The sequence below is a fragment of the Arthrobacter sp. KNU40 genome (assembly GCF_051515115.1).
Lineage (GTDB): Bacteria > Actinomycetota > Actinomycetes > Actinomycetales > Micrococcaceae > Arthrobacter.
The window spans coordinates 4,336,002-4,355,728 of sequence record NZ_CP195850.1; the positions used below are offsets into that span (position 1 = coordinate 4,336,002).

23 protein-coding genes are annotated in these 19,727 nt (G+C 63.1%); 11 read left to right on the forward strand and 12 right to left on the reverse strand.

Annotated elements, in window-relative coordinates; genetic code table 11:
• Positions 1 to 37: 37 nt before the first annotated feature.
• The gene (locus tag ACSKT0_RS20160) at positions 38 to 763 is read left to right on the forward strand and encodes a dienelactone hydrolase family protein (protein ID WP_437771309.1); all 726 of its coding nucleotides are present in this window, start codon (positions 38 to 40) and stop codon (positions 761 to 763) included.
• Between the two features lie 138 nt (positions 764 to 901).
• On the opposite strand, the gene ACSKT0_RS20165 is transcribed toward ACSKT0_RS20160, so the two are convergent.
• A complete protein-coding gene (locus ACSKT0_RS20165; RefSeq protein WP_345448984.1) occupies positions 902 to 2,380 on the reverse strand; it encodes an amino acid permease in 1,479 nt (492 codons plus the stop codon).
• 201 nt (positions 2,381 to 2,581) lie between these two features.
• On the opposite strand from ACSKT0_RS20165, the gene ACSKT0_RS20170 reads away from it, so the two are divergent.
• The 5 genes from ACSKT0_RS20170 to ACSKT0_RS20190 all read left to right on the forward strand — a co-directional run bounded on the left by ACSKT0_RS20170 (position 2,582) and on the right by ACSKT0_RS20190 (position 6,969).
• Positions 2,582 to 3,310, forward strand: a complete 729-nt coding sequence (locus ACSKT0_RS20170; RefSeq protein ID WP_437771310.1) for a CPBP family intramembrane glutamic endopeptidase — start codon at positions 2,582 to 2,584, stop codon at positions 3,308 to 3,310.
• Positions 3,311 to 3,470: 160 nt separating this feature from the next.
• On the forward strand, positions 3,471 to 3,908 hold the full coding sequence (locus ACSKT0_RS20175; RefSeq protein WP_437771311.1) for a VOC family protein: 438 nt from the start codon (positions 3,471 to 3,473) through the stop codon (positions 3,906 to 3,908).
• 21 nt (positions 3,909 to 3,929) lie between these two features.
• Positions 3,930 to 4,883, forward strand: coding sequence for a 1,4-dihydroxy-2-naphthoyl-CoA synthase (locus tag ACSKT0_RS20180; protein WP_437771312.1), 954 nt, complete (start codon positions 3,930 to 3,932; stop codon positions 4,881 to 4,883).
• Positions 4,884 to 4,892: 9 nt separating this feature from the next.
• Positions 4,893 to 6,026: an AMP-binding protein gene (locus tag ACSKT0_RS20185; RefSeq protein ID WP_437771313.1), complete on the forward strand. Its 1,134-nt coding sequence runs from the start codon at positions 4,893 to 4,895 to the stop codon at positions 6,024 to 6,026.
• 61 nt (positions 6,027 to 6,087) lie between these two features.
• Complete coding sequence (locus ACSKT0_RS20190) at positions 6,088 to 6,969, forward strand: 1,4-dihydroxy-2-naphthoate polyprenyltransferase (RefSeq protein ID WP_437771314.1); 882 nt, start codon at positions 6,088 to 6,090, stop codon at positions 6,967 to 6,969.
• A gap of 197 nt (positions 6,970 to 7,166) precedes the next feature.
• Here ACSKT0_RS20190 and ACSKT0_RS20195 read toward each other — a convergent pair whose 3' ends face one another.
• On the reverse strand, positions 7,167 to 7,475 hold the full coding sequence (locus ACSKT0_RS20195) for a DUF4229 domain-containing protein (RefSeq protein WP_437771315.1): 309 nt from the start codon (positions 7,473 to 7,475) through the stop codon (positions 7,167 to 7,169).
• A gap of 81 nt (positions 7,476 to 7,556) precedes the next feature.
• Between ACSKT0_RS20195 and ACSKT0_RS20200 the strand changes: the two genes are divergently transcribed.
• The gene (locus ACSKT0_RS20200; RefSeq protein ID WP_437771316.1) at positions 7,557 to 7,934 is read left to right on the forward strand and encodes a PLD nuclease N-terminal domain-containing protein; all 378 of its coding nucleotides are present in this window, start codon (positions 7,557 to 7,559) and stop codon (positions 7,932 to 7,934) included.
• 143 nt (positions 7,935 to 8,077) lie between these two features.
• On the opposite strand, the gene ccsB is transcribed toward ACSKT0_RS20200, so the two are convergent.
• Genes ccsB through ACSKT0_RS20225 form a run of 5 tightly spaced genes read right to left on the reverse strand, consistent with a single transcriptional unit; the run spans position 8,078 to position 12,930 of the window.
• Positions 8,078 to 9,142: a c-type cytochrome biogenesis protein CcsB gene (gene ccsB, locus ACSKT0_RS20205; RefSeq protein ID WP_437771317.1), complete on the reverse strand. Its 1,065-nt coding sequence runs from the start codon at positions 9,140 to 9,142 to the stop codon at positions 8,078 to 8,080.
• Complete coding sequence (gene resB, locus ACSKT0_RS20210) at positions 9,142 to 10,845, reverse strand: cytochrome c biogenesis protein ResB (RefSeq protein ID WP_437771318.1); 1,704 nt, start codon at positions 10,843 to 10,845, stop codon at positions 9,142 to 9,144. Before resB ends, ccsB begins: the two co-directional genes overlap by 1 nt.
• On the reverse strand, positions 10,845 to 11,600 hold the full coding sequence (locus ACSKT0_RS20215; protein ID WP_345448993.1) for a cytochrome c biogenesis CcdA family protein: 756 nt from the start codon (positions 11,598 to 11,600) through the stop codon (positions 10,845 to 10,847). The genes resB and ACSKT0_RS20215 overlap by 1 nt, the downstream gene beginning before the upstream one ends.
• Positions 11,601 to 11,614: 14 nt before the next feature.
• On the reverse strand, positions 11,615 to 12,265 hold the full coding sequence (locus tag ACSKT0_RS20220; RefSeq protein WP_437771319.1) for a TlpA family protein disulfide reductase: 651 nt from the start codon (positions 12,263 to 12,265) through the stop codon (positions 11,615 to 11,617).
• A 2-nt stretch (positions 12,266 to 12,267) separates the two neighbouring features.
• Positions 12,268 to 12,930: a histidine phosphatase family protein gene (locus ACSKT0_RS20225; RefSeq protein WP_437771320.1), complete on the reverse strand. Its 663-nt coding sequence runs from the start codon at positions 12,928 to 12,930 to the stop codon at positions 12,268 to 12,270.
• 204 nt (positions 12,931 to 13,134) lie between these two features.
• On the opposite strand from ACSKT0_RS20225, the gene ACSKT0_RS20230 reads away from it, so the two are divergent.
• The 3 genes from ACSKT0_RS20230 to ACSKT0_RS20240 all read left to right on the forward strand — a co-directional run bounded on the left by ACSKT0_RS20230 (position 13,135) and on the right by ACSKT0_RS20240 (position 15,556).
• Positions 13,135 to 13,683: a YceI family protein gene (locus ACSKT0_RS20230; protein WP_284983374.1), complete on the forward strand. Its 549-nt coding sequence runs from the start codon at positions 13,135 to 13,137 to the stop codon at positions 13,681 to 13,683.
• 199 nt (positions 13,684 to 13,882) lie between these two features.
• Positions 13,883 to 14,542, forward strand: coding sequence for a hypothetical protein (locus tag ACSKT0_RS20235; RefSeq protein WP_437771321.1), 660 nt, complete (start codon positions 13,883 to 13,885; stop codon positions 14,540 to 14,542).
• Between the two features lie 234 nt (positions 14,543 to 14,776).
• Positions 14,777 to 15,556 (forward strand): hypothetical protein, encoded by a 780-nt coding sequence (locus ACSKT0_RS20240; RefSeq protein ID WP_437771322.1) that lies wholly within the window; start codon positions 14,777 to 14,779, stop codon positions 15,554 to 15,556.
• A gap of 71 nt (positions 15,557 to 15,627) precedes the next feature.
• On the opposite strand, the gene ACSKT0_RS20245 is transcribed toward ACSKT0_RS20240, so the two are convergent.
• Both ACSKT0_RS20245 and ACSKT0_RS20250 read right to left on the reverse strand, forming a co-directional pair.
• A complete protein-coding gene (locus ACSKT0_RS20245; RefSeq protein ID WP_437771323.1) occupies positions 15,628 to 16,335 on the reverse strand; it encodes a redox-sensing transcriptional repressor Rex in 708 nt (235 codons plus the stop codon).
• Positions 16,336 to 16,385: 50 nt separating this feature from the next.
• A complete protein-coding gene (locus tag ACSKT0_RS20250) occupies positions 16,386 to 16,640 on the reverse strand; it encodes a glutaredoxin family protein (protein WP_437771324.1) in 255 nt (84 codons plus the stop codon).
• Between the two features lie 77 nt (positions 16,641 to 16,717).
• On the opposite strand from ACSKT0_RS20250, the gene ACSKT0_RS20255 reads away from it, so the two are divergent.
• Positions 16,718 to 17,536 (forward strand): HAD family hydrolase, encoded by an 819-nt coding sequence (locus tag ACSKT0_RS20255; protein ID WP_437771325.1) that lies wholly within the window; start codon positions 16,718 to 16,720, stop codon positions 17,534 to 17,536.
• A gap of 263 nt (positions 17,537 to 17,799) precedes the next feature.
• On the opposite strand, the gene ACSKT0_RS20260 is transcribed toward ACSKT0_RS20255, so the two are convergent.
• The 3 genes from ACSKT0_RS20260 to ACSKT0_RS20270 form a co-directional block, all read right to left on the reverse strand.
• A complete protein-coding gene (locus ACSKT0_RS20260) occupies positions 17,800 to 17,898 on the reverse strand; it encodes a 30S ribosomal protein bS22 (RefSeq protein ID WP_003792170.1) in 99 nt (32 codons plus the stop codon).
• A 173-nt stretch (positions 17,899 to 18,071) separates the two neighbouring features.
• Complete coding sequence (locus ACSKT0_RS20265; protein ID WP_078107672.1) at positions 18,072 to 18,284, reverse strand: helix-turn-helix domain-containing protein; 213 nt, start codon at positions 18,282 to 18,284, stop codon at positions 18,072 to 18,074.
• A gap of 158 nt (positions 18,285 to 18,442) precedes the next feature.
• Positions 18,443 to 19,585, reverse strand: coding sequence for a 3-deoxy-7-phosphoheptulonate synthase (locus ACSKT0_RS20270; RefSeq protein ID WP_437771326.1), 1,143 nt, complete (start codon positions 19,583 to 19,585; stop codon positions 18,443 to 18,445).
• Between the last annotated feature and the right edge of the window lie 142 nt (positions 19,586 to 19,727).

Here is a 19,727-nt window from a genome sequence, read left to right on the forward strand (position 1 = left end):
CGACAAGACACTTGCGGGGTCTGGCAGGATTGCACCCATGGTGCACATCGACTTGAGCGCGGACAGCATGGCGGCAGGAGGCTCGCGGAGCCTGAAGGGGTACCTTGCCGAGCCCGACGGCGAAGGGCCGTTTCCCGGCGTCGTACTCATCCATGAGGCCTTTGGGCTCGACGACGTGATGCGGCGGCACGCAGACCGGCTCGCCTCGGCCGGTTACTTGACGCTCGCCGTCGACCTCTACAGCGACGGCGGCGCGAGGCGCTGCCTCGTGGCGACCATGCGCTCCCTGATGTCGGGCACGGGCCGGGCATTCACGGATGTGTCCACTGCGCGGACCTGGCTCCGCAATGATGCCCGGTGCACCGGAATAGTGGGGGTCATCGGTTTCTGCATGGGCGGAGCATTCGCCCTGTTAGCGGCCCACGACGACTTCAACGCCGCCTCCGTGAACTACGGCCAGTTGCCGCGGCATCTGGAGCAGGCTTTGGAGGGGGCATGCCCGGTGGTGGCCAACTACGGAGGCAAGGACCGGACGATGCCGGGAGCGGCCGCGAAGTTGGAGGCCGCCCTGACGAACCTCGGGATCGAGCACGACGTCAAGGAATTCCCGACGGCGGGCCACGCCTTCATGAACGACGTTCCGGTGGGGCCCCGGCCCCTGCGGCCGTTGATGCGGGTGATGGGCATCAAACCCGATCCGGCTGCGGCCCCTGAAGCCTGGCGGCGGATCGAGGACCACTTCGCGAAGCATCTGAGGGACTGAGCCGGTTAAATCGATTGCTCCGCAACTGCCGTTCTGAGCGCTCAAAACGGCAGTTACGGAGCAACGGATGGCGGGCGGTTGGGAGCCGGCGGGCGCCCCCTTGAGAGGAGACGCCCGCCGTCGTCGGGCTACTGAAGGCTAGCTAAACAGTTCGCTCTTCGGCTCGTTGTTCTTGACCTTCTGCCATCCCAGCCACAGCACCAAGGCGAAGAACGGAATGGTGGCCAGGGTCCAGAGGCCCAGGAGGAACACTTCGCCCGTGGCCTTGTCCGTCATGGTGTCCATGCCGATCAGCACGGTGATGGCCAAGAGGGCGACCAGGCCAACCCAGCTGGTCCACGGGGAACCGGGCATCGGCAGGCTGGAAACGTTGCCCTTCTTCTTGCGCAGCGCGATCTGGCTGGCGAAGATCGAACCCCACGTGAAGATGACGCCGATCGAGGCCGTGTTCAGCGCGAGGTCGAAGGCGTGCGAACCGCCCAACCAGATGTTGAGCAGGATGCCCACGAGGTAGACGGCGCCGATTGCCAGGATGGCCGCGTACGGCACGTGGCGGGTGGACATCTTGGTCAGCCACTTGGGGGCATGTCCGTTGTTGGCCATGGTGCGGAAGATGCGGCCGATCGAGTACAGGCCCGAGTTGCATGAGGACAGTGCGGCGGTGATGACCACCATGTTCATGACGTCGCCCATCCACGGCAAGCCCATCTGGCCGAAGACCGTGACGAACGGGGAGGTTCCCGCGTGATACTGGTCCGAAGGCAGCAGCATCGCCAGCAGCATGACGGAACCGACGTAGAAAACAACAATGCGGATCACGACGGCGCGGATCGCCTTGGGCACTTCGCGTTCCGGGTTCTGCATCTCGCCAGCGGTAATGCCGACCAGTTCGATGGCGTTGTAAGCGAAGATCACGGCGTTGAGGACCAGGATCATCACCAGGCCGCCCTTAGGGAACATGCCGCCGTCGGCTGCGAAGAGGTTCCCCACAGAAGCGTGACCGGTGCCGACCTGTGCGTTGGTGACCACCATGAAGGTGCCCACGGCCAGGAAGATCAGGATTGCGGCGACCTTAAGGCAGGAAGCCCAGAATTCGAACTCGCCGAAGGCCTTGACGCTGAACAGGTTCACGGCCACCAGCAGCACCAGCGCGGCGATGGCGGACAACTCAACGGGAACGTTCGGGAAGAAGAACTGGAAGTACAGGCCGATGGCAATGAGTTCGGCGATGCCCGTCATGGCCCAGTTGATGAAGTACATCCAACCGGAGAGGAAGGCGCCCTTTTTGCCGAACATTTCACCGGCGTAGCTGACAAAGGAGCCGGAGGTCTGGCGGTACATGATCAGTTCGCCAAGGGCCCGCATCAGCAGGTAGGCAATGACGCCGGCAATGGCGTAGGAGAAAATGAGGGCCGGGCCGGTTGAGGCCAGGCGTCCACCCGCACCCATGAAGAGGCCGACGCCGATCGCGCCGCCCATCGCGATCATCGTGACGTGGCGGCGGCTCAGGGTCTTCTGGTAGCCCTCGGCGCTGAGGTTTTCGGAAGTTGTCGAGGTACTGGGCGCAGCCAGGGTTCCCGGCTCACGCTGAAGGTCGGTTGTGGTGTTTTGAGGCACAGCTGTTCCTTGTGGGTTGAGGATATGCCGGTCCTGGCTTCATGCGCATTGGCACCAACAATTCGAGCTTTCAACCTGTTGGCGAGTCGAATCAGTAGCGAAAACGCGGAAGCATCGAAGGTAAATCCGGCAAAACCATCCTACCCGGTGATTTCGGCGGAGCGTGACGCGGGCAACAAACCGGGGCGTTACGCTGGACATATGGGCACCATTCCGCCAGCCGGCAGGCTATACCGTTTCACGGGCTTGGACGCTGCAGCTTTCGGACTCTACGTGTCATTAGCGGCTGTTCTGAGCCTCGCCACGGCCCCGGTGACGACTTTCATGCAGCAGGTCTTCCCCGACCCCGCAACCGCCGTCTTCGCCATCAACCTCGCTTTCTACGCTTCGGTGGGCCTGTTCGCGGTTGCGGCCGCGTGGCGCGTCGTAGCCCGCGACCTCCTGATCCTGGCGACCCGTCCGTGGTTCACGCTTGCGATGATTCCGCTGTCCATCGTGGCAATGCTGGTGATCACCGCCATTCTGGTGACAGTAACCGGCTCGGCCAGGGAGTCGCAGAACCAACTGGGCCTGCAGTCCCTGGTCCTGCAACTGCCGGCCTGGTTCGTGGTCCCTTTGCTGGTGGTGTTGGGTCCCTTCGTGGAGGAGTACCTGTTCCGGCACCTCCTGATCGGCAAGCTGTCCCGTCGCGTCAATATTTGGCTTTGTTGCGTGCTGTCAGTGCTTTGTTTCGCTGCCATCCACGTGGTGGGACGTGAGGGCCTGGTGCTTCCCGCCCTGGCGCCGTACCTCGGAATGGGCGTTGTCCTGGTGGCCGTCTACGTCTGGACGGGCAAGAACGTGATGTTCTCCTACTTCGTTCACGCCGCCAAGAACCTGTTGGCCGTCGTGCTGATCTACGCGATCCCGCCGCAACTCCTCGGCGGCTAACCAACCTAACTCGCCCCAACCCGCCCCACCCAACTAGCTCGCATTTGTTGTCGTTTTGAGCCGTCAAAACGACAACAAATGCGAGTTAGTTGGGAAACCCGGACCGGAACTGACCGCCAGGCACTTCCCCGGCCACGCGCCGTCGTCGTAGGTTCAGTCCATGGCACTGAACTTTCAGGTAGTAGTCGACTGCAAGAATCCGCACGTCCTGGCCGATTGGTGGGCCGAGACGCTCGAATGGATCGTGGAGCCCCAGGACGAGGCGTTCATCCGGTCCATGGTGGATCAAGGCTTCGCCACGGAGTCTGAAACCACCACGCACAACGGCAAGCTCGTGTGGAAGGAAGGCGCGGCCATTGGCCCGGCAGAAGACCAGGACAAAGACACCCGCCGCCGCTTCCTGTTCCAGACCGTTCCAGAGGACAAAACCGTCAAGAACCGGGTTCACTGGGACGTGCGCCTCAACGGACAGGACAAGGACGAGGTCCGCGCCGCCCTCGAAGCCCGGGGCGCAAAATACCTGTGGACGGCCAAGCAAGGGCCGCACGAATGGCACACCATGGCGGATCCTGAAGGCAACGAGTTCTGCATCAGCTGAGGGGATTACTAGACTCTGAGGGTGAGCAACGACTTCCCTGCCAAGGTATCCGACGTCTTTGACCCGTCGCGCTGGCGTAACGTGTCCGGTTTCGACGATTTCCAGGACATGACGTACCACAGGCAGGTCGAGCGGGACGCAGACGGAAAAGTGGCGAGGGACCTTCCAACGGTCCGGATTGCCTTCAACCGCCCGGAGGTCCGCAACGCCTTCCGGCCCGGCACTGTTGACGAGCTCTACCGTGCCATGGACCACGCACGGATGACTCCGGATGTCGCCACAGTGCTCCTCACCGGAAACGGCCCCTCCCCCAAGGACGGCGGCCATTCCTTCTGTTCCGGCGGGGACCAGCGGATCCGCGGGCGCGATGGCTACCGATACGCCGACGGCGAGACGCAGGAGAGCATCGACCCCGCCCGGGCTGGCCGCCTGCACATCCTGGAAGTCCAGCGGCTCATGCGGACCATGCCCAAGGTGGTCATCGCCGTCGTGAACGGCTGGGCCGCTGGCGGCGGGCATTCGCTGCACGTTGTCTCGGACCTCACCATCGCCTCGCGCGAGCACGGCAAGTTCAAGCAGACCGACGCCACCGTGGGAAGTTTCGACGCCGGTTACGGCTCGGCGCTGCTCGCCCGCCAGATCGGGCAGAAAGCCGCCCGCGAGATCTTCTTCCTGGCCCGCGAGTATTCCGCGGAGGACATGGTCCGCATGGGGGCCGTCAACGAAGCCGTGGACCATGAGCGCCTCGAGGAGGTCGCCCTGGAGTATGCAGCGGATATCGCGCGCCAATCCCCACAGGCCATCCGCATGCTCAAGTTCGCCTTCAACCTGGCCGACGACGGCCTGGCCGGCCAACAGGTCTTCGCCGGGGAAGCCACGCGCCTGGCCTACATGACGGACGAAGCAGTCGAGGGCAAAGAAGCCTTCCTTGAGAAGCGCGATCCGGACTGGTCCAACTTTCCGTACTACTTCTAGGACTCGCCCGTGAACATCGATCCCGTTCTCAAAGCCCTGGCCGCCGCCCTCCACGATGAGGGCCCCGCCGTCGAAATCGTCGTCCCGGAGGACGGCACCCCGGTGGCGGTCCCCGTTGAGACGCCCGGTTTCGAGGACGCCGCGGTAGTGGTCCGCACTTCCGGTTCCACCGGCACACCCAAGGCCACGGTGCTCACGGTCGATGAGCTCGCCGCTTCTTCCATGGCCACCGCCATCGCGCTCCGGGGCGAGGGCCAATGGCTCCTGGCCCTGCCGCTGCAATACGTTGCCGGGGTCCAGGTGCTGGTCCGCTCGCTCTTCGCAGGCACGCGTCCGTGGGTAATGGACCTTTCGAACGGCTTCACTCCGGAGGCCTTCACCGCCGCCGCCGAAGAGCTGACCGACACGATCCGCTTCACCTCCTTGGTGCCGACGCAGCTGCAGAGGCTCCTGGACTCACCATCGCCGCAGACCCTCGCAGTACTTCGCCGTTTCAACGGCATCCTCCTAGGCGGCGCGCCTGCACCCGTCCCACTGCTGGACGCCGCCAGGGAGGCCGGACTGAAGGTCGTGACCACCTATGGCTCCGCCGAGACGTGCGGCGGTTGCGTGTACGACGGAAGGCCGCTTGAGGGCGTCCAGGTCATGCTCGACGACGACGGCCGGGTCCTCCTCGGCGGCGACACTGTGGCTTCCGGTTACCTGGACGCGCCCGAGGCGAACGCCGAGGCGTTCTTCGAGGAGGACGGCACCCGCTGGTACCGCACCAACGATCTCGGCGAGCTCGCCGACGACGGGACCCTCACGGTGCTGGGGCGCGCCGACGACGTCATCATCACCGGCGGCGTGAAAGCCTCCGCCGCGTTCATCCAGGCGGAGCTTGAAAAGTTCGACGGCGTCACGGCGGCTTTCGTGGCCGGGGTGCCTTCCCGCGAGTGGGGCCAGGCGGTGGCAGCCTACGTTGCCGTCGAGGACAGCTCCCCGGAAAGCATCGCGGACTACAAGGCACGCTGCCAGGAATCGCTAGGGACCCTCGCTCCCAAAACGGTGCTGACCACGGATGGCCTCATCATGCTCCCCAATGGCAAGCCGGACCGGCTGGCGATGATCGAGCTTCTCACCGACGTGCATCAGGGAGAATAGACACGTCCTCCCTGACCGTCATTTGCCTTTCCCCAACGCGAAACAACACGAGGTACTGAACGTGGCAACAGCTGCACAATGGATTCAAGGCGCCCGCCTGCGCACCCTGCCGGCGGCGATCGCACCGGTGCTGATCGGCACAGCGGCCGCCTACGAGCTGCAATCTTTCCGGCTCTTGAATGCCATCCTCGCCGCACTCGTGGCGCTGCTCCTTCAGATCGGGGTCAACTACGCCAACGATTACTCTGACGGTATCCGTGGCACCGATGAGGACCGCGTGGGTCCGCTCCGGCTGGTCGGTTCCGGTGCAGCACGCCCGGTACACGTCAAGTGGGCTGCCTTCGGCGCGTTCGGCCTGGCCATGATTTTCGGCCTGGTACTGGTGCTCATCACGCAGAGCTGGTGGCTGATCCTGGTGGGAATCGGCTGCGTCCTCGCTGCGTGGGGGTACACCGGCGGCAAGAACCCGTACGGCTACATGGGCTTTGGCGACTTGTTCGTGTTTGTCTTCTTCGGCCTGGTGGCAACGCTCGGCACCACCTACACGCAGGCCGGTCAAGTGAGCCTTCCGGCCGTCATCGGCGCCATCGGCACGGGATTAATTGCGTGTGCCTTGCTGATGGCCAACAACGTGCGGGATATCCCCACGGATACGGCGGCGGGCAAGCGGACGCTGGCGGTGCGACTCGGCGACCGCCACGCCCGCGAGAGCTACGTCCTGATGCTGGCAGTCGCGATCCTGTTGGTTGTGGTGCTGGCACCCACCAAGCCCTTGATGCTGATCGTGCTGCTGCTGATCCCCGCGTGCCTCATGCCGGCCTGGCTCATGGTCAACGGTAGGAAGCGCAAGAGCCTCATCCCGGTACTCAAGCAGACAGGACTGATCAACCTTGGCTACAGCGTGCTGTTCTCACTGGGCCTCATCCTGAGCCACGGCTTCTAACCCTCGCTCACATATTGCCCGGTTTCCCCAAACCCCCGCTCACATCATGTGAGCGAGCGTCGGCCGGAAGTGCCCTAAAGGTGAGCGGGCGTCGGCCGGAAGTCCCATATATGTGAGCTAGCGTCCTTACCCCCAGACCCTCGCTCACTTATGCGCCGGTTTTCCCAAACCCCCGCTCACATCTGGGCTTTGGGCTTCTAGGATTCCTTGGGGCGGCGGTCGTTCTCGACCTTTACCGCGGGGTTTTCATCGACCAGCCTGTCCTCGATCGAGGCGTCTTCAATCTCCAAGGCAGAGCGGATGGGCTTGGCCCGCCCGGAGAAACGTTCGCGCATGGCGGCAGTGGCGGCGTCGCGCTGCTTCTGGAAGAACAGGTAGCTGATGGCGAACGCGATGAGGCCCGCGAAAATCGCCGCCAGGAACAAACCCGTCTGCAGGAGGGCGAAGATGACGAAGAGCGGTACGAAGATCGCAAGGCGGATCAGGGAGTATTTGAGGAAAGCCACGGATCAAGTTTAGCCTCACAGCCTGATTGCACCCTGATCGCACAGCTATCACCGGACCCGACGGCGACTAGACTTGACGGTATGCTCCGCGTTGTTGCAGTTGTGGCCGTCCTGCTCGTGTTCGTCTATGGGCTGGTGGACGTCATCCGCACCGACCGCCGCTCTACCCGGGGAATTTCCAAACCCGCATGGATTGTGGTGATGATCCTGCTGCCGGTTCTCGGCGCGGTTCTCTGGTTCCTTATCGGCCGTCCCTACAACATCCGGCCTACCCCGCAGCCGGCGAGCCATCCCACAGCCCCCGACGACGACCCCGACTTTCTCCGCAACCTGGAGGTCCGCCGTCGCAACCAGGCCGAAGCCGAACGGCTGAAGAAGCTCAAGGCCGACCTCGAAGCCAAGGAACGCAAGCTCAAGGGCGAATCCAAGGCCGACGACAGCGGCGACGTCAACAGCTGACGGCCCAGCTGATACCCGAGAGGCCACCCTTCCTGACCTCTTTTGAAACGCGAACGACGGCGACACTCCCGCAAGTGCGGAGTGTCGCCGTCGTCGTTAATTCAAAAAGGGTCAGGACGCCAAGGCGCCCCGCCGGAGAAGTCCTACTGCGAAAGCCCCGAGTAAGAGTGCAGGCCATTGAAGAACACGTTGACCACAGTGAAGTTGAAGATCACGCACAGGTAGCCTGCAATCGACAACCAGGCCGCACGGGTTCCCGTCCAGCCGCGGGTGGCGCGCGCGTGCAGGTAGCCGGCATAGACCACCCAGATCACGAAGGTCCAGACTTCCTTGGTGTCCCAGCCCCAGAAGCGGCCCCACGCTTTCTCGGCCCAGATGGCGCCGAACATGAGGGTGAAGGTCCAGCCCACGAATCCCACAGTGTTGATGCGGTAGGACAGGTTTTCCAGGCTCAACGCGTTCGGTACGAGCCGCATGAAGCCCAGTTTGTCCACGCCGCCGGCAGCCAGGGTCTTCTGCCGGTGCGATTGCAGCAACTGCAGGGCTGACATGGCGAACGTCAGGGTGAACAGGGACGCGGACATCACTGCGATGGAGACGTGGATGACCAGCCAGTAGCTCTGCAGTGCCGGGACCAAGTGGCCCACCGGGGTCCAGTACGTCACGGACGCGGCCACCATCATGATCACGGCGAGGCCCAGCACGAAGGTGCCCAGGAAGCGCAGGTCGCGGCGGATCAACGAGAGCAGGAAGACCGCAACCACCAGGAAAGCACCGGTGGTCAGGAACTCGTACATGTTGCCCCACGGCACCCGGCCAGCGCCGATCGCACGGGTGATGACCCCGGCGCCATGGATTGCGACGCCGATGATCGCGACCGCCACTGCCACGCGGGCGGGAATGCGGCGCTCGGCGGCGTACTTCATGTCACCGCCGGCGGTCTCGTTGACGGAGGTGATCGCCGACGTCGGGCGCTCAGTCCGGCCGGCAGGTCCCCCGACGTCGTTTCCGCCGGCACGGCCGGCAGCCACCGGAACCTTGACCTCGGCTGCCCCCGAAGAGGCCGCCTTCAGGTCAACTGCCTTCAGCATTTTGCTGCTCTTGGCGAGGTCCCACGCGAAAGCGATGAACGCCACCGTGTAGGTGCCGGCCGCGAGCAGCATGAAAAGCTCGCTGTACTGGCCCATGGTTTCGTTGATGGGGAACATTACTGGTCCTTCGAGGTTGAGGAAGAAACGGTGTCGGTGGACTGCCCTGTGTGGAGCAGCCATTCTCGTTGCAGCAGTTCGCGGATCGCGGCAGCTTCGCCGGCCAGCCTGTGGTCCTCGCCGCGGGCAAGGAGACCGTACTCCACCATTGTGCGCCCGTCGTCGTGGGTTCCGGTGCGGACCCAGACGCGGCGGCGGTTCAGGTAGAGGGAGAGAATCAGTCCGGCGACCGCCAGCAGGGCGAACACGAGCGCGGTGGCCTGGCCCGGATTGTGGTGGATGTCGACGCCGACGTACTTCTTGACGCCGTCAAAGGTGATGCTGCCCTTGCCGTTAGGAAGCTTGTAGGTGCCTCCGGGGGCGATCGCGATGGCCTTGTCCGCCATGCCGCGGCCGTTGAGCGGAGTCAGCTTGGCGACGTCGAGCTCGAAAACGTTCTGCGGGGTGCCCTTGTTCAGGCCGAGGTCGCCGTAGTACGAGTTGAGGTTCAACTGCGGGTTGATGAGTGAGGGATCGCCGCTGTAGGCGAGGCCCTTGTCCGTCACCATCGCAGTGGGAAGGAAGAACCCTGCGAAGCCGAGCTGATCGGGCTTGGCATCGGGAACCTTGATGACCACCGAGGAGTAGTAATTGTCACCTTGCAGCTTGGCCACGACAGGTCCCTGCATGGCGATGTTGCCGGCGCCGTCCCGGACCGTGACCACAGGAGCATAGCCGTTGCCTGTCAGGTAAATGCTGGTATCGCCAAGCGTCACGGGATCGTTGACCTTGAGGACCTGCTTCTTGGCGGGCGCGTCCGGGGTGTCCTTGGTGGTGACGTCGGCCGTGAAGTCGATGGGCTGGCCGAAGTGCGCCGGCGATTCCCGGTCGAACTGCACGTCGAACTTGTTCAGCTGGATTGAGTACGGCTGCAGCCAGCTGCTCTGGAAGTTGGTGCCGGGGCTGAATTGGTCATAGCCCACCAAGGTGTTCACGAAGGTATCGCCTTCCACCAGGATGCGCTGGCCGCTATAGCCGAACAGCCCGCCGACCGCCACCGAAACCAACACTCCGATCAGCGAAGCGTGGAACACAAGGTTGCCCACTTCCTTGAGGAATCCCCGCTCGGCACCCAATGAAGGCATGGCGGCGTCGACGTCGCGAACCTCCACGCGGTAGCCGCGCTTCTTCAGTACCGCAGCGGCGTCCGAGATAGCCTTCGACGCCGGGATCCCGGCGTCGGCAGGCAGCACAAGCGTGCCGTACTCGGGGAGGCGGGAGAGACGCTTCGGGGTCCGCGGCGGCTGGGAGCGCATCGCCTTGTAGTGGGCGATGGCCCGTGGCGTGACACAGCCGATCAGGGAGATGAACAGAAGAATGTAGATCGCCGAGAACCAGGCAGAGGAATACACGTCGTAGAGCTGCACGGAGTCCAGGAGCTTGCCGTAGTCCGGGTGGTCGCTGATGTACTGCGTCACGATCGAAGGGTTCGCCGGACGCTGCGGGAACAGCGAGCCGGGAACCGCCGCGACGGCCAGGAGCAGCAGCAGGAAAAGCGCAGTACGCATGCTGGTCAGCTGGGTCCAGGCCCAGCGCAGCATGCCTACGATCCCCAGGACCGGCAGTGCGGCCTCGGCCTTGGCTTTGTCGATCGCCTTGTCTGCCGCCTCAGGCTTGCTGGCGGACTTGTTGGACTTCTTTTTACCTTGCACGGGCTCGCTCATCAGATCGGCAACTTCACATCGGTTTGGAACCAGTACTGCAGCCCGGTAACCCAGGCACCCCACACTCCCGTGGCCATCAGGATTCCCAGCAGGATCAGGATGCCCCCGCCCATCCGCTGGATCGCGAGGCGATGCTGGCGGAAGAAGGACATCACACCCATCCCCCGGCGGACTGCGAGTGCTATCAAAAGGAAGGGAATGCCCAGGCCAAGACTATAGACAAACGCCAGGAGGGCCCCCTTCGCGGCGGACGACCCCCCGGAAAGGCTCAGCAACTGGACGGCGGAATAGGTAGGACCAATACAGGGCGCCCAACCGAGGCCGAACGTGATGCCCAGCAACGGCGCACCCCACAGCCCAGCTGGCGGCTTGGCATGGATTTTGGCGTCGCGCTGCAACCAACCGAAGCCGCCCAGGAAGACGACGCCCATGATGATCACCAGAATGCCCAGCAATTGGGTGATCCACGCGTTCTGCGGGCCTGTGATGAGGGTCCCCAATTGGCCGAAAGCGCCGCCGAGCAGGACGAAAATCGAGGAGAATCCGAGGACGAACAAGCCGATTCCCGCGAGCATGCGCCCGCGCCTTTGCTTCTGGAGGTCGACGCCGGTCAGCCCGGTCACGTAGCCAAGGTAGCCGGGAACGAGGGGAAGGACGCACGGCGACAGGAAGGACACGAGTCCGGCCAGCAAAGCCACGGGGATGGCCAGAAGCAAGGAACCGCTCAGGATGGTCTCGGCGAAAGGGCTGTTCACGCTGTCCGGGCCACCTACTCGGCAACCGCAGTGGTGATGAGTGCCTTGAGAGTGCTCTTCTCGATCTCGCCCAGGACGCGGGCAGCAACCTTGCCTTCTTTGTCCAGCACGAGCGTGGTGGGCACCGCACCGGGAGGCACAATACCGGAGACAGACAGCAGCACGGCGCCGTCTTTGTCGTCGAAGCTGGGGTACGTGAGCTTGAACGTCTGGTCGAACGCATCGGCCGTGGCCTTCTCGTCCCGAAGGTTCACACCGTAGAACTGGACACCTTTGCTCTTGAACTCCTGGTGCAGTTCCTCAAGGATCGGCGCTTCAACCCGGCACGGCGCACACGCGGCGAACCAGAAGTTGAGGACGGTTACCTTGCCAAGCAGGTCCTGTGGGGTCACGGCAGTTCCGTCGAACAAAGTGCCCTTGATCCCCACGGCGGCCTTGCGGTCCGCTTTGGCGAATTCAGTCACCGAGCCATCCCCGGCAACGTAGTTCTTGTTGTCGCCGGCTTTCGCTTGCTGGGCCAGGGCGTCTTCCTGGGCACAGGCGGACAGGCCCATAGTCAGTGCAGAGAGTGTCACTCCCCCGACAGCGAGGAAGCTGCGGCGTGACGTCAAGGCGGCATTGATCTTCTGGCCGCTGGTCCTGCGGCTCGTGGTGTTCCCGTTCATTGTCATGCTCCCGGCGTCTTCGCGGCACCGGGCAGCAGCACGGCAGCGGGTTCGCTGTACTCCACCCGCGCGACCTTCCCGTCGTCGAACATCAGGGAAGTCAGCGACGTCAGCGTGCACTCGCGCTTGCGCGGATCGTGCCACAGGCGCCGGCCTTCCGCGCTGAGGCGCGTGGCGTAGATGGGGAGCTGGTGGCTGACGAGGATGGCTTCAGCGCCATTGCCGCCGAGTTCGATCGCTTTCAGCCGGGCGTCCTCGACGGCGGCACGCATACGGGCAACCTGGTCCTGGTAAGACTCGCCCCAGGACGGCCGCAGCGGATTGCGGTACTCGAACCAATGCTTGGGCTTGATGAATTCGGAGATGTTGGCCTTGAGCCCTTCGAAATGGTTCTCCGCCTCGATGATCCGCGGTTCCGTGTGGATCTGGAGGTCCAGCGCCTGGGAAGTGGGGAGGGCGGTTTCCTGTGCGCGGGTCAACGGCGAGGAGACAAGGTAGACGATGTTCGCCCCCTGGGCGACGCGGGCAGCGAAGTGGTCCGCGAGCATCTTGGCCATCTCGCGGCCGCGTTCGGAGAGGTGGAATTCGGGCAGCCTTCCGTACAGAATGCCGTCGGGATTGTAGACCTCGCCATGGCGGAGCAGATGGACAGTTGCTTGGGGCATGTTTACCAGTTTCTCAAAGAAGGCGGGCGATCTGAAATCTTCTACGTTTCGTAGAACTGAAAGTTTCTTCAGAATGTTCCCCGAAGGTGGAATAAAAGATGCATTTGCATGTTTATACTTGACACAAGGTTCGGTTGACACTTCAACTAAGTACGGCCGAACGACCGATGAAGCTACGATCACACCTTCCCAAGGAGAACCCCCATGACTCTTCCCGCAAACGTCACCACCGGCGTCTGGACCCTCGACAACTCCCACAGCGAGATCGGCTTCACCGTCCGCCACGCAGGCATCAGCAAGGTCCGCGGCCAATTCACCGAGGCCGAGGCCACCCTGGAACTCGGCAGCGGCCTGAGCGACTCCAAGGTCGCAGCAACCATCCAGACCGCCAGCTTCGACTCGGGCGACGCCAACCGCGACGGCCACGTCAAGGGTGAGGACTTCTTCGATGTGGAGAAGTTCCCGGAAATCACTTTTGTCTCCCGCCACGTCAAGGCCAACGGCGACAGCTTCGACCTCGTGGGCGACCTGACCATCAAGGGCGTCTCCAAAGAGGTCACCATCGAGACCGAGTTCAACGGCGTGGCTGTTGACCCGTTCGGCAACACCCGCGCAGGCGTCTCCGGTGAGACCACCATCAGCCGCAAGGACTTCGGCCTGACCTGGAACGCAGTGCTCGAGGCCGGCGGCGTGCTGGTCAGCGACAAGGTTGTCATCAACCTCGAACTGGCTTTCATCGCACCTGCCGCCTAATCCAGCGGGTTCCCGATCCTCCGGATTCTCGGACTGAATGGCGCCTTCGGGGCCGCACACGATCACGTGTGCAGCCCCGGAGGCGCCATTTTTTGCTTGCGGTGTCACCCGCCTATTGTTCGGGGAGAAGCCGATACTTAGCGGCAAATTAGCCAAGAATTTCCTATGAATCCTTAAACCTCAGGTCTAAAGTGATGCCATGAGTAACCCAAACGAAGCTCCTCAGCCTCAGCAGCCCGGAGCCCAGCCACCGCAGCCCGGCAATGTCCCTCCTGCGGGTTACCAGCCTCCGCAGGGATACCAAGCACCTCCTTCTTACCAAGCGCCCCCCTCCTACCAGCAGCCCGCTCCCGGATACCAGCAGCCCGCTCCCGCCTACGGCATGCCAGCGGGTCCGAACACCGCCCCGCCGGCAGGACTCGGCTACGCGGCCCCGGCGCGGAACACTTTTGGACTCGACTTCAACAACATCGCGCAGCGCTTTCGGGACACCACCGGAGTGCCGCAGCAGCTGACCATCTCCTACTGGTTGTGGGTCGCGGCTGCCGCCTTGGGTATTGTTGCCAGCTTCCTGAACATCTTCACGATGCGCGGCCTCTTCGGCGAGATGATGGTGGGCCCTGGCATTGTGGGCCTGATTTTCAGCCTGGTGTTCGCAGCCCTCTACATCTTCATTGCCATTCGGCTCAAAGAGGGCTCCCGCTGGGCGCGACTTGTCCTGACCATCCTCGGAGCGTTCGCGGTAATTTCCCTTCTGGTCCAGGTGGTTACCCTTAACCTCAACTTCATCGGATCGGCGGTAGCCGTCGCGGCTGCAGTCTTGATGTGGCTTCCGGAGTCCAGGAAGCACTTCGTATAACAACAACGCAGCGCCCATAGCTGAAGGCCGCGGCCGGTCCCGGGAGGACCCCGCGGCCTTCCGTTTGTCCTCGCTCCATACACGGGGGATCGGCCGCAGCTTGTTCGGCGAGAATTCTTCCCGTGAATCATCAACAGCACTGTGCCGTCGGGGTACGGTGGAATTAAGCCGAGCTGGGGGCAGGGCACGTTGCACCCGGCAGCCGTATCCGCAGTCGACACGCAAAGGAATGCCATGAGCACCCCTCCGTACCCGCCGTCCACTCCCGGCGAGAATCCCACCCCTGAGGAGCCGAAATACGGCCAGCAGTCACCTCAGCAGGGTCAGCAGCCGCAATACGGCCAGCAAGCTCCCCAGTACGGCCAGCCTTCCGTGCCGCAGTACGGGCAGCAGGCTCCGCAGCAGGGTCAGCAGCCCTCTTACGGCCAGCCTTCCGCGCCTCAGTACGGGCAGCAGGCACCACAGCAGCCGCAGTACGGCCAGCCTTCCGTCCCGCAGTACGGCCAGGGCGGACCGGTCGCCTGGCCGAGCCAGCAGCCCGCTGCGACGTCCGGAGTCCCGCAACTGGTCAACATCTCCTTCTGGCTCATGATTGCCGCAGGTTTGCTGACCTTGATCGGCATTCCTTTCACAATCGCCACGCTGAACTCACCGGCGGGCAAGAGCATGTTGGATCAGGCCCTGTCGGCCCAGGGAACCAGCGCTTCAGGCATAGACACCAGCAGCTTTATCAACATTCTGATCACCGTCCTGGTTATTTTCTCGGTGATCTTTGCCGGACTCTACGCGCTCGTTGCATTCAATGTCCGCAAGGGGAAGAACTGGGCCCGCATCCTGGGCACGGTCTTTGCCGCAATTTCCCTGCTGGGCCTGACCCAGATCGGCATGGGCACCATCACCATCCTTCTGGGCATCGCCGCGATCGTGCTGCTGTACTTGCCGGCCTCGGCGCCGTACTTCCGGAAAGCCCAGCCGTTCGCGAACCCCTACGGTCAGGCGCCTTACGGCCGCTAGGCCATACGGCAAACGGCCACAGGGCCTATAGCCAAGAACAAAACCAACAACGGGCGCAGACCCGGTCCGGCCTAAATGGCTTGGCCCGGGGTCTGCGCCCGTTGTGCGTGATACGCCAGGATCTGAAGCTCAGTGGCCATGTCCACCTTCCGCAGATTCACGTAGGGCGGAACCTGGAGCAGCACTGGAGCAAAGCTGAGGATGCTGCGGATACCGGCGCTGATGACGCGGTCGCAGACACCCTGCGCCACCGCTGCGGGAAGGGCCAGGACAACCATGTTGGTGCCGGTCCGCTGAAGGACCGTTTCAAGATTGGCGGCGTCGCTGACCCGCAGCCAGCCGACTTCGTTCCCGATGATCATGGGATCGGCATCGAGGATCGCCACCACGTCGAACCCACGCGACTCGAATCCGCCGTACCTGGCCAAGGCTTTGCCAAGGTTTCCGGCGCCCACAATGGCCACTTTCCAGTCGTGTGTCAGGCCGAGCGCCGCCGCGATGTGCCGGCTCAGGTACTGGACCTCGTATCCCACGCCACGCGTTCCATAGGAGCCGACGTAGGAGAGGTCTTTGCGCAACGTAGACGAACTGACTCCCGACGCCTCAGCCAAAGCCTCGGAGGAAACCCGTTCCACGCCTTCTCCCAGGAGGGAGTTCAGAGCGCGCAGGTAAAGCGTCATCCGGGCCACAGCCGCGGGCGGTATCTGCTTCGCGGCAGAGTCCTTGTCCCCGGGTACAGCTTCGGCGGACGGTTCCAGCGCAGTCACGTTCTTCTCCATTGCGTCGCTTGTTTTCCCACTCTATTGCCAACAAAGCTCTGCACGCATGTTCAGGCGGCGATGGCCTTCTTCAGGACCCGCGCCAATCGTGCCTCGTCGATTTTCCAGAAATCCCGCTGGATTCCGTCCACGAATACCACCGGGATCTCCTCCGCGTAGCGCTCACGCAGTACCGGGTCAGTGTCGATCGACCTTTCCGTCCACGTGAGGCCAAGGCTTGAGGTCACGTGTTCGACGGCGTCACGCGCCGCGGCGCATAGGTGGCAGTCAGCTTTGGTGAGGAGTACGACGTCGGGATTTGGCATGGTTCAACGGTATCGCTTCAGCGTCGGCACGGCGGTGGCGAACGGCAGGGGGCCGGACGATTGACTAGACTCGAGGCATGCCCGTCGAGAAGAACGCCGTTGTGGCCACCGAGCCGGCTGCAACGCAGCAACACGGCGAAGCCGCATTCTTCGACGTCGACAACACCCTCATGAAGGGTGCCAGCCTCTTCCACGTCGCCCGGAAGATGTATGAACGCAAGGCCTTCACACTCTCCCAAGCCGCGGGTTTTGCCTGGAAGCAGTTCAAGTTCGTGATGCGGGGCGAAAAAATGGAGGACGTCCATTCCGTCCGGGATTCCGCGCTGATCCTCGCGGCCGGTATCAAGGTGTCCGATATCAAGGAGCTGGGCGAAGAGGTCTACGACGAGATGATCGAGTCGCGGATCTGGCCCGGCACCAAGGCCCTGGCAGAACAGCACCTGCGTGTTGGCCGGAAGGTCTGGCTCGTGACCGCCACGCCCATCGAAGTTGCGACTGTCATTTCCACGCGGCTCGGCCTGACCGGGGCCCTGGGTACCGTCGGCGAAGTCGAAGATGGCGCGTACACGGGCCGGCTCGTGGGCGAGATCCTCCACGGACCGGCCAAAGCGGTGGCTGTGCAGCGCATAGCGGACGAAGAAGGCCTCGACTTGAAGCGCTGTTGGGCGTACAGCGATTCACATAACGACATCCCGCTGCTCACTTTGGTGGGCCACCCGGTGTGCATCAATCCCGACGCCGGGCTTCGCCGCCATGCGCGGGAGAACAACTGGCCCGTTTACGACTTCCGTTCCGGCCGCCGGGCAGCCACGCTCGGCCTCAAAGCCGCGACCGTCGGTGGCGCCGTCTACGGTTTGTGGCGGGGCTTCTCCAAGTTCCGCAGCCCGAGGGCCTAACCCAGCAACCCTCGCTCACATATAGCCGCCTCTCCAGCAACCCTCGCTCACATATGAGGTAAGAATCGCCATGTGGCCACACACCTGAGCGAGCGTCGTCGAAACGACCCACATACCTGAGCGAGCGTCGTCGAAACGACCCACATACCTGAGCGAGCGTCGTCGAAACGACCCACATACCTGAGCGAGCGTCTCCGGGGGATGGACGCAAAAATGCCCGCCGCCTTGAGAGGCAACGGGCATTCACGCTGTAGGAAGTATCTCTACTTCTTATTGCGACGCTGGTGGCGGGTCTTACGAAGCAGTTTGCGGTGCTTCTTCTTGGCCATACGCTTGCGGCGCTTCTTAATAACTGAACCCACGTAAGTTCCTTACCAAACTAGATTGAGATTCTGTCTGCTGGGTGAGGTCCTTGAACTGAGCAACAGACTTTACAACTGACAGATTCTTACAATGACGTAAAACGTTCCTTAACAGGGTACCGCTTATCGGGGGCACCCGATGACCGCCGGCCCCTTCGGGAACCAGGCAGGGCTCAAGCCGTCTCCGAGTGTCCGTCGACGACCGCGCCCTTGAGGTACTGGCTCACGGCTTCTTCGGGGACCCGGAATGATCGTCCAAAACGGACGGCCGGCAATTCTCCCGAGTGGACCAGACGGTACACGGTCATTTTGGAAACCCGGAGGACTTCGGCAACTTCAGCCACTGTCATGAAACGCGCGTTCGAGAAGTTAGTCTCTGCGGACATTTCTCCATATTCCTTTGCTCTCAGCGGTTAGCGGCGAACCCCAGCATTCATTACCTGGTGTGCCGATGCTGAGCCATCAAACAACCATGTGCTAGATACTCTAGAGGCTGCTGGTACCAAAGTGAAAGTCTTTCGGCCAACTGGAGACTAGGTTTCACTTAGTTGGAAGCAGCCACCCGACGCTTGCGGGCCGAGGCCGCCAACTGGTCCAGGACGGACACGGTGACGTCCCATTCCATGCAGGCGTCCGTGACGCTCTGGCCGTATACCAGCTCTTGTTCGCCAGCAGACTGCCGCTCCACATCCAGGTTCTGCGCCCCTCCGACAAGGAAGCTCTCCAGCATGACGCCGGCGATCGGCGAAGCCACGTCGTCTTCCAACTGCGCACCGATTTCCAAGGCGACTTCGGCCTGCCGATGGTGGCTCTTGCCGCTGTTGGCGTGGCTCGCGTCAACGATCAGGCGCGGATTCAGCCCCTTCGCCGAGAGCTTCTCCGACGCAACAGCGACTTGCTCGGCGGCGTAGTTCGGACCCTTGCGGCCACCGCGCAGGATCACATGCGTGTCCGGGTTGCCCGCAGTCGCCACCAGGGCGGCGCGGCCATCGCCGTCGATCCCCAGGAATGCCTGGGGCGCTGCAGAAGCACCGCAGGCATCGATCGCTACCTGGAGGTCGCCGTCGGTCCCGTTCTTGAAGCCGATCGGCATGGACAGTCCGGAGGCGAGCTGACGGTGGATCTGGCTCTCGGTGGTCCGCGCACCGATGGCGCCCCACGCCACGAGATCGGCCATGTATTGCGGGCTGATGGGTTCCAGGAACTCGGTGGCCGTCGGCAAGCCGAGGGCCGTCACTTGCTGAAGGAATCCACGCGCCGCACGGAGTCCGGCCGCGATGTCGTGGCTGCCGTCCAGGTGGGGATCGTTGATGAGGCCCTTCCAGCCCACCGTGGTCCGCGGCTTCTCGAAGTACGCCCGCATGACGATCAAAAGGTCTTCCTTGTGCTTCTCCGCCTGGCTGACCAGCCGGCGTGCGTATTCCAGGCCGGCCTTCGGATCGTGGATGGAGCACGGGCCCACGATCACCAGGAGGCGATCGTCCACGCCGTCCATGATGGCGCGGACTCCGTCGCGTCCACGCTCGACGACGGCGGCGGACTTGGCGTCGAGCGGCAGTTCCGCGCTGATTTCCTGCGGCGTGGGGAGCGGCTCGAAGCGGCTGACTCGCAGGTTCGACGTCGACTGCGCGCGCGAATTCTGGGCGTCGACGTTACGTGTGGTGGGCTCTGCGGCGATGCTGGTCATGAAAGGGGTCCTGTTCCGGAAAGGAGCGGACCCTGCTCAGAGCCCGCCTGGAAATGGCGAAGGGCAGAGAATCATCTCTGCCCTGTTGGCTCTGAAGGAAAGTTGGATGCGTGTCAGTTAGACGCGGGCCCCTCCAGAGCCA